We start from the raw sequence: 11,848 nt of genomic DNA on the forward strand, positions 1-11,848 counted from the left end.
CGCCCCCCGGGTCGGATCCGGGCAAAAGCAAAGCCCCGCCAAGGGTCCGGCGGGGCTTTCACGCCTCAGGCGTGTGGTATTCGCGGTACTGCGCCGTCAGGCGCGGTTTATCAGCCGCAACAGCAGCAGCAGAATGACCGCACCGATCGTCGAGTAGATGATCGCGCCAAGAATGGAACCGGCGCCCCCGATGGTCAGACCCACGGCGGGCAGCAGCCAACCGGCGATCAGCGCACCGATGATACCGATGATGATGTTCATCACCAGACCCTGACCATGGCCCTTTACGATCTCACCGGCAAGCCAACCGGCTATGGCGCCGATGATCAGCGCAACGAGCAGTCCCTGAGCAGTAATCATTTGCGAATTTCCCTTTATTGATGCGGGCATGTTCTGCCCTGTCTGTGAAATATAACACCCTCTGAGGTTGCTCAGTTCCCCGCCTCTACACTCGATCGTGAGCTGGGCGCGGTTTGCGACATTTTGGCAACTTGAACCGATCCGTTTTGTCGATATGGCCCCGGAATGCCCCGGATACGCGAATGTGATTAATGTTCGGCGCCCGCAGCGTGCAAATCAGGACATCGCTGCAACGGTTTCGTTCGATGTGCCCACAACGGGGCAGACCGGCCTTGACGGGAACGCTGTGCAGCAGATTGATGTATGTCTACCGAGTCGCCCTGTCGTCTGCCCGACACGTGACACGGAAATGTTGCCAAGGCCGGGATGTCAAAGCCCTGCCACATAGACGAGGAACAAACAGTGACACGCTTTTTCAGCGATGCTGGCGTTTTGCGTCGTCCCCGCGCCGTTGCGGCCGCGGCGATCGCGCTTGCCACTCTGGTCGCAGCCTGCGCGCCGACCACCACCACCTCCACCGCGCCCGCCGCGTCGGTCCCGCCGGAATACCAGGCCGAGGTCGTGCCCGGTCCCAACAACGGCGCGCCGATCGAGATTCCGCCGGTCCGCGCGGCCTATCTGACCGATCGCACCAAACGCCAGCGCGTGGCCTATAACGGCTCTGAAGCGCCGGGCACGATCGTCGTCGATCCCTATGCCCGTTTCCTCTATCACGTGCTGCCCGGTGGCGAAGCCATGCGGTTCGGCATCGCGGTCGGCAAAGAGGGCAAGGGCTTCTCGGGCAATGCCAACATCCGCCGCAAGGCGCCGTGGCCGGCATGGACCCCGACCGCCAACATGGTGCGCGAAGATCCCGCACTTTACGGTCCGGTGAAGAATGGTCTTCCCGGCGGTCTGGGCAACCCGCTGGGTGCCCGCGCGCTGTATCTGTATCGCGGCGGCCGTGACACCATGTACCGGATCCACGGCACGATGGAGCCTTCGTCGATCGGCAAGGCGACTTCGGCGGGATGTATCCGTCTGTTCAACCAGGACATTCTGGACCTGTACGACAACATCCCGATGGGGACCCCGGTCCACGTCCGCACCTCGGCCGAAAGCGTCCGTCTGGAAGGCCCGTTGGTCGAAACCCCCGACGGCTATCTGATGCCGGCAGGTCAGGCCGCGCCCGCGACCGCGACCACCACCACGGCGGCCGCCGCCCCGCGGAACTGAACGGGCGCGTTTTCCGCCCGAAAGTGAATGTCGTGAACCGGCGCGGGGTTTCCGTGCCGGTTTTTCTTTGACTTCCGGCCCGTGTTCTCCGCATCCTCCTGTCTGACCGGCAGGACGTGCCGAGGTATGGAGAGTTTGATGGCCGACAAGAAACCAGCAGCGAAATTGTCCTCGCGGGAAAGCGAGTTGGTTGAAAGCAGCCGCAACCCGGCCGAGTTGAGCGACGAGCATCTTGGCGGATTGATCGCCGGGTTGCGGGTCGCGCGCGACGCGGCCAAGGCGGAGGACCCCCAGCGCGCCAAGGCGCTGACCGCCGGATTGCGCAAGGTGCAGGCCGAGAAGCGGCGCCGGATCGCGACGAAAGGCCTCGCGAAGGGCAAATCCGCCGCTAAAGCCGGGGGCGCCGGGTCCAAGGATAAGCGTAAGGCCGAGGACAAGGACGCGTCAAAGAAATCGGCGGCCGAGAAGGCCGAGATCAAGGCGGCCCGCAAGGCGGCCAAACTTGCCGATAAGGAAAAGGCCAAGGCCGAGCGCAAGGCGGCCAAGGCGGCTGAGAAAGAGGCCAAGAAGGCCGAACGCAAAGCCGCGCGCGAGGCTGAGAAGGCCCTGAAGAAGGCGCAGAAAAAGACCGATCAGATCGCGGCGCGGGCCGAAAAATCCGGCGGCCGGAAAGCGGCGTCGAAAAGCGCGGTGACCTCGGGACCCGCCGACGGTGGCGCGGCAGAGGGAAAGACCGGCTCCGAGGCCGTGCGCAGGGCGACCCGCAAGACGGCGGCGGCGGCCAGGGCCGACCGTGCGCCGGGAACGGCGACCCGCCGCAAGTCGGCGGCCGCCGGGACCGCCGCCGCGACCAAGCCCGTGCGCCGGACCTCGACGGCGGCGGCGGAACCCGCATCGGAAAAACCGGCGCGCCGGGGCAGGGCCACCTCATCGAAGGCGGTGGCGGGCACGGAAGCCGCAGCCCCCGCCACCCGCCGGAAAGCAACCGCGACCGGCGCGGCCAAAACCGGCGCGGGGCGCAAGACCAAGGCTGCGGCCGCCGCCGGTGAGACCCCGGCGAAAACCAGCCGGCGCGCGGCCCCGACCACGACCCGCGCCGCGCGCGCATCCGGGACGGCACGCAAAGCCAAGGCCGATGCCGCCGCTGGCGAAACCCCGGTGAAATCCGGGCGCCGGTCCACCGCGTCGAAGGCGGCAGGCGCCAAACCAGCCGCCGCAAGCGCGCCGACCCGGCGTTCACGGAAATCGGCGCCGACGCAGAAGGACATCGCCGAAAAGGCGCTTGCCCAGAAGCGCGCCTATGATGCCGCGCATCCGGCGCATGCGGGCGAGCCGCCCGAACCGCCGCGCGATACCACCCAGCAGGTCGAGGCCACGACCAGCCCCGAGGCGACGGGCGATCTGTCGGGGCGCAGCAAATCCGGCCCGCGCACGTAATCAGACGCGGCTGATTGGGCAACGGGGGCGACGCTGCGAAGCCCGGGATTGGATAAGCCGGCCTGCTTGGGGTCGGCTTATCCTTATCGGAACCCTGTCGTCGCGAGGGGGGAAGGTCGCGAAGCCGCGATCAGGCCGAGGCGGGCATCGAGACCAGCGCCTCGGTCGTCTGCAATTTGAACGCCGCGGTTTCCAGCAGGTACAGGTCGACCGTGGTGGCGGTGTGGCTGTCATAGCCGATCACCGCATCCTGGCCGATGTAGAGGTCGAAATCGCCACCGCGCAGGGTCAGCACGACGCCTCCGGTCAGGCCGGGGCACCAGATGACATCATGATCCAGAAGCGCCCGGATGTGCCGCATGATCGGATAGCCGTCATCGGCGCCGCCCATGACCTGCGCATAGACATCATCGCCCAGAATAAGGGCATAGGGCCCCTGCACCCCGGCCTCGCGCAGTACGTCGACCGCGCGGGCGACAGCGTCGGGAATGTCGGCGGCGGCCACCGGCATCGGCACGGGGCTGTTCGACGACAGCGGTCGCATACCCTCGATCCCGGCGGCCTTCATCCCCTCGAACACCATCACATTCTCGGCCGTGGCCAGTTTCAGCGCCGCATCCTTCAGTGGCTGCCAGTCGGAATCCTGTGCGCCGCGCGCGACATTGTCGATCTGTTCGCGGTTAAGCGTGAACGGCGCCTTGAACTCGACCAGCGGCAGCACGACGCGCTGCGCCGTGTCCAGACCGTCAAAGCCGCTTTTGATCGGCCGCAGATGACCCAGATTCGCCGAGGAATGGTCATAGCCATTGGGCCCGCGCAGATCGACGACCCGGCGTGCGCCCATATAACGGCGGAGCGTGCGGCGCGCCTCATCCTCCATCTGCTCCCATGCGGCGGTGCTGATGGGGGCAAGCGAGCGGTGAAGATTGTCCATGTCAGTCTCCTTTCAGCGAGCCTATCCCCAGCGAGCCGGCAAGCTCTGGGGTGGATTTCTCGGTGCCAGTCTTTTCTGGTCCAGATTTTTCGGTGCCAGTCTCTTCGGCGGCGGGTTTCGGCGGGGTTCCGGTCGCATCCAGCATGTCCACGGTCGGAACGAAGAACAGCGTGCCCGTGACCGCAGTGCTTACATCCAGAATACGGTCGTAATTGCCGGGCGGAAGGCCGATGAACATGTTCCGCAGCATCCGGATCGTGCGGCTGGGCGTGCAGGCATAGCCGATGAAATAGGTGCCGAATTCTCCCTCGGCCGGGCGCCCGAACGGCATGTTGTCCCGCAGGATATCCAGTTGGTTTCCGTCCTCGTCCTCGATCACGTTCAGCACGTTATGGGCATAGCTGGGCTTTTCGGCGTCGAGCAGCTCGACATCCGACAGTTTCTTGCGGCCGATGATGCGTTCCTGCTGTTCGACCGGGATGGCGTTCCATTTCGCAAGGTCATGCAGGTATTTCTGGGTGATGACATAGCTGCCGCCGGTGAAATCGGGATCCTCGTCGCCGATCAGCACGGCCTCGCTGCGGGCGATGCCGTTGGGGTTCTCGGTCCCGTCGACAAAACCCAGAAGGTCGCGGCTGTCGAAGAAACGGAAACCCGGCGTCTCGTCCACGACCTTGGTATAGCCGGCCAGACGGGCAAGGATGTTCGACTCCAACTCGAAACACATGTCGACTTCCATCCCGCGGATGTGGAACAGGATGTCGCCCGGGGTCGAGGGGGCGGTATGCACGCCGTCGATGGCCTGCAAAGGCGCGAGTTCGCGCGGCCGGGGGCCGGGGTAAAGCCGTTCCCAGACATGCGCACCGATGCCGACGACGCAGGACAGCAGCCCGTTCGGCCGGCGGAACCCGGTGGCGCGAACAAGGGAGGTGACATCGGCCAGCAGGCCCTGCACCGCGCGGGTGGCCGCGTCCCCGTCGTTGACGGTGACGACAAGGAAAATCGCCGAGCGGGTCAGTGACAAGATAACGGGTTGTGGCTGGGGCGCCATGGGCTCTCCTGCTTATCGGTCATCGGCACGGCAAGCCGGCCGCAGCGTCAGTCGTCACGTCATCGGGCCGAGTGGCCGCAGTGGGCGGAACGCCCCCCGATGCAGACTCAGCGTCGATCTTGCCAGCGGCAGGGCGCAGGGGCAAGGCGTTGGGCGCGGACGGGGAACGTTGGCCGGCCGTCCCTGTGGGGCGGTGCGTGGCCGGCCCCCGCGCGCCCCGGATCATTCCGACCAACTGACCTCGGACAGGTCATTGGCGGGCATGGGCGCATTTTGCCACAGCCCCTTCAGCCGCGCGTCGGCGACCCCGGTCTTGGCAAGCTGGAACAGGTACACATTGACGAAATCATCGGCGATCATGGTCTGGGCCTGCTTCAGCAGATCCGACCGCTGGGCCGGATCGGTGGTCTCGTTCAGCTTCTGGATCAGCGCCACGAAGGCGGGTTTGGCATAGCGGAAATAATAGGGGTCGCGGGCATAGATATCTATGTCCATCGGCTCGACATGGCTGACGATGGTCAGGTCGAAATCGCCGCCTTTGTGCACCGTTTCAAGCCACTGGGCCCATTCCATATTGGTGATCTGCGTGTTGATGCCGACCGCACGCAATTCGGCGGCGACGATTTCACCGCCCCGGCGCGCATAGGGTGGCGGCGGCAGGGCAAGGCGCAGGGTCAGGTCCTTGACGCCGGCCTCGGCCAGCAGCTTTTTCGACAATTCGGGGTCATAGGCCGATTTGGCGGTCAGATCGACATAATCGGGATTGTGCGGCGCGAAATGGGTGCCGATCGGGGTGCCATAGCCGAACATGGCGCCGTCGATGATCTCTTGCCGGTTGATCGCATGGGCTATCGCCTCGCGCACCTTGACGTTGTCCAAGGGCGGTTTGGCGTTGTTCATCGCCATGATCGTCTCGCCCTCGGTCGTGCCGACCATGACCTGAAAGCGGGGATCGGCCTTGAACTGATCAAGCGTTTCGGGCGCCGGATATATCGGGAAGGCATCGACATCCCCCGCCATCATCGCCGCGAACGCCGCCGTCGGGTCGCTGATAAAGCGGAAGGTGGCGGATTTCAGCGCCGGCTTCTTGCCCCAGTAATCGGGGAAAGCGGTCAGGGTGATGCTGTCACCCTGTTTCCACGCGCTGAACTGGAACGGACCGGTGCCGACCGGATGCGTGGCGATATCGGCGATGCTGGCCTTGTCGACCATCACCGCGTCGCCCCATGCCATCTTGAACGGAAAGCCGCCGTCAGGGGATTTGAGCGTGACGCGCACCGTCAGCGGGTCCACCGCCTCGACCTTGTCGATGCCGGTGAACAGGGTTTTCGTCGGATTGGTGCTGTCATCGGCGCGGGCGCGGTCCAGCGTAAAGATCACGTCCTCGGCGTTGAAATCGCTGCCGTCGTGGAATTTCACGCCCGGGCGCAGCTTGAACACATAAACCTTGCCGCCGTCCTCGGCCTGCCAGCTTTCGGCCAGGTCGGGCTGAACGGTGCCGTCCGCCGCGACACGGGTCAGGCCCTGAAAGACGTTCTGATATACGATCTCGTCGATGGCCGCCGCCGCCGCGCCGGTCGGATCAAGGTTCGGCGGTTCAAGCACCATGCCGATGGTGATGCTGTCAGGCGGCGCGGCCAGTGCCGTACCTGCGCTGAGCGCAAGGGCCGCTACGGTCAGTCGCAGGTGGTGGAACATCGGATCCTCCGCGTATGTTGGCTTGGCCGGACGGCCGGCTGACGGTCTTCAGGGTCGTTCCCGGGGCGGGAAAAGCTCTTGCAGGATACCCGCGAAAACCAGCCACAGCGTACTGACCAGAAGGCCCCAATGCGCCCAGCTATGCGGGTGGAAATCGACCATCGCGGCCCAGGCGGCACAGACCACCCACAACAGCGCCATCGGCAGCGTGATCGCACGCCAGCGTTCGGTGCGGACCGGATGCACGAATTTGAGGTTGGTGAACATGGTCGCGGTCAGAACCACGACGATCGCAAGGCTGAACCAGAAATTCGGCTTCAGCGCGAACAGAAACAGCACCACCATGTTCCAGCAGGCGGGAAAACCGGCGAAGGAATTGTCGCGGGTTTTCATGCGGGTGTCGGCGAAATAGATCACCGATCCATAGACGATCGCGATGATGGCGATCCAGCCGGTCCAACCGGGCAAAAGCCCCGATTTGAACAGCGCAAATGCCGGAATGAAAACATAGGTCAGATAGTCGATGATCAGGTCCATGAGGACACCGTCATAGGTCGGCCAGTTTTCCTTGACCCGGTATCGGCGGGCAAGAGGTCCGTCTATCCCGTCGACCACCAGCGCGATGACCAGCCAAAGGAACATCATCGACCATTTTCCGTCGACGGCCGCCAGCATGGCAAGCATCGACAGGACGGCGCCGGTCGCAGTCAGCAAATGGACAAGTAGGGCTTTGATCCGCGCGCTCATTCTGCGTAGTTATGTCGATGCTTTGCCTGCGGTGCAACCCGCGTTGCGCCGCAAATCAACGAAAAACCGTCGTTTTCAGTCCTTGGTCGCAGGGTCGTCGCCGGAAAGAATGGTTTCTTCCTGCGCGATGAAATGTTCGACCATGGTGCGCCACAGCCGTTCGGCCAGATCGGGGTCGACGCCCTGTTCGGCCGCCCAGCGGCGGGCGTTGTTCGCGACCTGCTCGACCCGGTCGTCGATCCGGGCGGGAAGATTTTCCCGCGCCTTGATCTGCGCCGCATGGTCGATCAGCCGGGTGCGATAGGCTAGAAGCGAGATCAACTGCTGATCGACCTGATCAATGCGGGCGCGCAGCGCGGCCATGTCGGGGATGGAGTCGATGTCGTTCTTCATATTCATCGCATGCCTTTCAAAGCGCGCGGACGCAACCCCGGGGAAGCGGCTATCCGTTTTCGCGCAATACCCGGCCCGCCAGATAAAGCGAGCCGCAGATGAGGATTCTGGAGCCCGGATAGGCGCGTGCCAGATCGGCGACGGCGGTCGTCACATCCTCCGCGGTTTCGGCCGGCATCCGCACCGCGCGGGCCGCCGCGGCGGTCTGGTCGGCGGGAAGCGTGTTCGGCTCGTCCTCGATCGAGACGGCGGTCAGACTGCGGGCCTGCTTGGCAAGCGGTTTCAGATAGCCGGTGATATCCTTGGTGTTCAGCATGCCGCAGACCAGATGCGTTTCGCGGCGCGGCATGGCGGCAAGCGTGTCGGCCACGGCCTGCCCCCCCGCCGGGTTGTGGCCGCCGTCCAGCCAAAGCTCGCACCCTGCATCGCGGGCGATCTCGGCCAGCGGGCCCCGGGTCAGGCGTTGCATCCGTGCCGGCCATTCGGCGCGGGTCACGGCGGCCTCGCATTGCTGGTTGGTTGCGTCAAGATGACGCAGCGCGGCCAGCGCCGTGCCCGCGTTCTGGAACTGATGCGGACCCGGCAGGACCGGCGGCGGCAGGTCCAGCAGCCCGCGCTGATCCTGAAACACCAGCCGGCCGCGTTCCTCCCATGACTGCCAGTCCTGGCCGCCGATCGACAGCGGCGCGGACAGCCGCGCGGCCTTATCCTCAATCACCTCCAGCGCCTCGGGCTGTTGCGGGGCGACGATGCAGGGCACGCCACGCTTGAGAATACCGGCCTTTTCGCCCGCGATCAGCGCCAGCGTCTCGCCCAGATACTGTGTGTGGTCGATGCTGACCGGCGTGATCACCGTCAGAAGCGGCTTTTCGACGACGTTGGTCGCGTCAAGCCTGCCGCCCAGACCGACCTCCAGAAGGGTGTAGTCGGCCGGGGTGCGCGAGAATGCCAGAAACGCCGCTGCCGTGGTCATTTCAAAGAAGGTCATCGGCAGCCCGGCATTGGCGGCCTCGCATTCCTCAAGCGTGGCGGACAAGGCGTCTTCGCCGATCAACGCGCCCGCGATCCGGATGCGTTCGTGAAAGCGCGCCAGATGTGGCGAGGTATAGGCGTGCACGCGCGCCCCCCCGGCCTCCAGCCCCGCCCGGATCATCGCCAGCGTCGAGCCCTTGCCATTGGTGCCGGCAATGTGAATGACCGGGGGCAGCCGGCGCTCGGGGTGATCCAGCGCCGCCAGCAGCCGGTGCAGCCGGTCCAGCGACAGGTCGATCACCTTCGGATGCAGCGCCATCAGACGGGCGAGGATCTGGTCTGAATCGGGCATGGGTATCTCCGCCATGGTCTCGGGCGTTATCTATGCCGCCGCGCCGCCATGCGCCACCACCTTGAAGCCAAGGGGCCCGATCCGTTAAGTTCCGCCCGCAATCCGAAACTGAAGGACGTGACATGAGCACCGAACCGCAACGCCTGCACCTTGTATTCGGGGGGGAACTCGTCGACCCGTCGCGCACCGAATTCGTGGATCCGTCGCAGATCCATATCGTGGGCATGTACCCCAATTACGCGCAGGCTTTCGCGGCGTGGAAGGCCGAGGCGCAAAGGACCGTCGATCAGGCCCAGACCCGGTATTTCATCGCGCATCTGCATCGTTTGCGGGATGAGGAACTGGCGGCCGGTCCGACCGAGGAACTGGGCAACTGAGCCCGCCCCGGTGATCGAAGAGGACGATCATCCCGCCGCCGGACGGCAAAGCCCGCTGGGCAGTCTGGCATTGTGGATGCACCGGCGGTTCACGCCGAGCCGCCGGCTGGACCTGTTCAAGGCGCCGGACCTGCCGCCGGGCGACGGGCCAATCGTCTGGTTCCGGCTGGGGCGCGGTCTGGACGAGCTGGCGCCCTTGCAGATCACCGGCCTGCTGCGCCGCAGCCGGCCCGACGTGCGGGTCATCATGTCGATGGCCGAGGGCGGGAAAGACGGCGAACCGGCAGATGACACCACCGGCGCGCGCCCCCATGTCGTGCCCGACCCCGTGGGCGACAAGGCGGCGCGGGCGCTGCTTGATGCGATCCGGCCGGCGATGCTGATCCTCGTCGGTCCCGATCTGCCGGCCGCCATGATCGCCGCGACGCATGAGCGGCACATTCCGATCATGATGGTCGAGGCGCGGCTGACCAGCCTGCCACAGGCGTTCTGGCCGATGCGGCATGCGCTGGGGCGCGGATTGCTGGCCCGGATCGACCGGATCATGGTTCCCGACGCCGGCAGCCGGGCCGAAGCCGTCCGGCAGGGCGCCGTTTCCGACCGGCTGGAGACGATCGGCACAATCACCGAAACCCTCGCACCCCTGCATTGCTTTGAGGGTGAAAGGGACGCCCTGGCAAAGCTTATACGCAACCGGCAGGTCTGGTTCGCGGCCTGCGTCACGGCGCCCGAGGAGGCGATCGTCCTGAATGCGCACCGGATGGCGTTGCGGCACAGCCACCGCCTGCTGCTGATCCTGCAACCCTCCGACCCTTCGCGCATCACGGAACTGGCGCGCGCGCTGCGCGAGGCCGGTTGGGTGGTTGCGGTCCGCGCCGACAATGAGGATCCCGATGAGGAAGTGCAGATCCTGATCGTCGACGATCCGGCCGAGCTTGGCCTGTGGTACCGGATCGCCTCGGTCAGTTTTATCGGTGGCACCATCGTCCCGGACGGCACGCCGCCGCGCCACCCGTTCGAGGCGGCGGCACTTGGCTCGGCGATCCTGCACGGGCGCGAAACCGCACCCTACGGCACCGCCTTCGAGCAGTTGAACGGCGGTAATGCGGCGCGCATCGCGGGGGATGAGGGCGAGCTTATCGCGGGGCTGACCGATCTTCTGTCCCCCGAACAGGCCGCCAATCTGGCGACGGCGGCATGGCAGATCTGTACCGGCGGTGCGGCGGTGGCCGAGCGGGTGGCGCGGCGCATTCTGGCCAGACTTCCGGCACCTGACGTTCCCCGGCTGGCCGCACCGGGGCCCGGGAAATGAACCTGCGCGCACCGGCATTCTGGTTCAGGCCGCCGGGCGTGATCTCGACCCTGCTCGGGCCGTTGGGGGCGCTGTATGGGGCGGCCACCGCGCGGCGGTTGCGTAACGGCAAACGGGCGCGCCTTTCGGTGCCGGTCATCTGTGTCGGCAACCTGAACGCGGGCGGTACCGGCAAGACCCCGACGGTGATCTGGCTGCTGCAGGAACTGTCGGGCATGGGCATCAACGCGCATGTCGTAAGCCGTGGCTTCGGCGGCACCGAAAAGGGGCCGCATCGGGTGGACGAACGCGCCGACAGCGCCGAGCGCGTCGGGGATGAGCCGCTGCTTCTGGCGGCATTCGCCCCGGTCTGGGTCGCCGACGACCGACATGCGGGCGCGGTTGCGGCGATCGGGGCGGGTGCCGAGGCTATCGTGCTGGACGACGGATTTCAGGATCCGTCGCTGGCCCATGATCTGGATATCGTCGTGGTCGCCGCCGGCCCCGGCTTTGGCAATGGCGCCTGCCTGCCCGCCGGTCCGCTGCGCGAGCCGGTTCCGGTCGGGCTTGGCCGTGCCACGCACCTTCTGTCGATCGGCGGCGCGGCGGATCAGACCGCCTTTGCCGCAAACCTGCGGGGCGCGCCACCCGGACTTCCCCATCTGACCGGGCGGCTCGAGCCCTTGCAGACCGGCATCGACTGGGCCGGTCATCGCGTGCTGGCCTTCGCGGGCATCGGTCACCCCGAGAAATTCTTTCGGACCCTGCTCGATCTTGGCGCCGATATCGCCCATGCCGAGGCGCTTGAGGATCACCAGCCGTTCACCGCCGCCCTGCTGACCCGGCTCGAGGCCGATGCGATGCGCTGGAACGCGCAGCTTGTCACCACCGAGAAGGATGCCGTCCGGCTGCCCCGCGCCTTCCGGCCCAAGGTTCTGGCGCTGCCGGTGCGGCTGGTCGTCGACGATCCGAAGCCGTTGCAGTCCGCGCTGGACGGTTTGTTCGCAAACCAGAGCTGAGC

Annotated in this window: 12 protein-coding genes; 5 read left to right on the plus strand and 7 right to left on the minus strand. The window is 65.9% G+C overall.

The window, feature by feature from the left end; translation table 11 throughout:
* Positions 1-96 precede the first annotated feature (96 nt).
* Positions 97-360 carry a GlsB/YeaQ/YmgE family stress response membrane protein gene (locus tag ACFSCT_RS00765; RefSeq protein ID WP_379139389.1) on the minus strand — a complete coding sequence of 88 codons (264 nt, stop codon included), beginning with the start codon at positions 358-360 and terminating at the stop codon, positions 97-99.
* A 402-nt stretch (positions 361-762) separates the two neighbouring features.
* Between ACFSCT_RS00765 and ACFSCT_RS00770 the strand changes: the two genes are divergently transcribed.
* A complete protein-coding gene (locus ACFSCT_RS00770; protein WP_379139390.1) occupies positions 763-1,575 on the plus strand; it encodes a L,D-transpeptidase in 813 nt (270 codons plus the stop codon).
* Between the two features lie 138 nt (positions 1,576-1,713).
* Positions 1,714-3,012 (plus strand): hypothetical protein, encoded by a 1,299-nt coding sequence (locus ACFSCT_RS00775; protein ID WP_379139391.1) that lies wholly within the window; start codon positions 1,714-1,716, stop codon positions 3,010-3,012.
* 130 nt (positions 3,013-3,142) lie between these two features.
* Here the strand turns inward: ACFSCT_RS00775 and ACFSCT_RS00780 are convergent, their stop codons facing one another.
* The 6 genes from ACFSCT_RS00780 to ACFSCT_RS00805 all read right to left on the minus strand — a co-directional run bounded on the left by ACFSCT_RS00780 (position 3,143) and on the right by ACFSCT_RS00805 (position 9,165).
* Positions 3,143-3,946, minus strand: a complete 804-nt coding sequence (locus ACFSCT_RS00780) for a family 1 encapsulin nanocompartment shell protein (protein WP_379139393.1) — start codon at positions 3,944-3,946, stop codon at positions 3,143-3,145.
* A gap of 1 nt (position 3,947) precedes the next feature.
* Positions 3,948-4,997 carry a Dyp-type peroxidase gene (locus ACFSCT_RS00785; RefSeq protein WP_379139395.1) on the minus strand — a complete coding sequence of 350 codons (1,050 nt, stop codon included), beginning with the start codon at positions 4,995-4,997 and terminating at the stop codon, positions 3,948-3,950.
* A gap of 222 nt (positions 4,998-5,219) precedes the next feature.
* Complete coding sequence (locus ACFSCT_RS00790) at positions 5,220-6,695, minus strand: ABC transporter substrate-binding protein (RefSeq protein ID WP_379139396.1); 1,476 nt, start codon at positions 6,693-6,695, stop codon at positions 5,220-5,222.
* Positions 6,696-6,743: 48 nt separating this feature from the next.
* Positions 6,744-7,442 (minus strand): CDP-alcohol phosphatidyltransferase family protein, encoded by a 699-nt coding sequence (locus ACFSCT_RS00795; RefSeq protein WP_379139398.1) that lies wholly within the window; start codon positions 7,440-7,442, stop codon positions 6,744-6,746.
* A 75-nt stretch (positions 7,443-7,517) separates the two neighbouring features.
* Complete coding sequence (locus tag ACFSCT_RS00800; protein ID WP_379139400.1) at positions 7,518-7,841, minus strand: chorismate mutase; 324 nt, start codon at positions 7,839-7,841, stop codon at positions 7,518-7,520.
* 43 nt (positions 7,842-7,884) lie between these two features.
* Positions 7,885-9,165, minus strand: coding sequence for a bifunctional folylpolyglutamate synthase/dihydrofolate synthase (locus tag ACFSCT_RS00805; RefSeq protein WP_379139473.1), 1,281 nt, complete (start codon positions 9,163-9,165; stop codon positions 7,885-7,887).
* Between the two features lie 116 nt (positions 9,166-9,281).
* Here ACFSCT_RS00805 and ACFSCT_RS00810 point away from each other — a divergent pair, with 116 nt between their 5' ends.
* From ACFSCT_RS00810 to lpxK, 3 genes are read left to right on the plus strand one after another with little or no spacing between them, the layout of a single operon-like run.
* Positions 9,282-9,536, plus strand: a complete 255-nt coding sequence (locus tag ACFSCT_RS00810; RefSeq protein ID WP_379139401.1) for a DUF4170 domain-containing protein — start codon at positions 9,282-9,284, stop codon at positions 9,534-9,536.
* 10 nt (positions 9,537-9,546) lie between these two features.
* Positions 9,547-10,848: a 3-deoxy-D-manno-octulosonic acid transferase gene (locus ACFSCT_RS00815; protein ID WP_379139403.1), complete on the plus strand. Its 1,302-nt coding sequence runs from the start codon at positions 9,547-9,549 to the stop codon at positions 10,846-10,848.
* Positions 10,845-11,846 (plus strand): tetraacyldisaccharide 4'-kinase, encoded by a 1,002-nt coding sequence (gene lpxK / locus ACFSCT_RS00820; protein WP_379139405.1) that lies wholly within the window; start codon positions 10,845-10,847, stop codon positions 11,844-11,846. The genes ACFSCT_RS00815 and lpxK overlap by 4 nt, the downstream gene beginning before the upstream one ends.
* The last annotated feature ends 2 nt before the right edge of the window (positions 11,847-11,848 follow it).

The sequence above is a fragment of the Paracoccus pacificus genome, from assembly GCF_042680785.1.
GTDB classification, from domain to species: domain Bacteria; phylum Pseudomonadota; class Alphaproteobacteria; order Rhodobacterales; family Rhodobacteraceae; genus Paracoccus; species Paracoccus pacificus.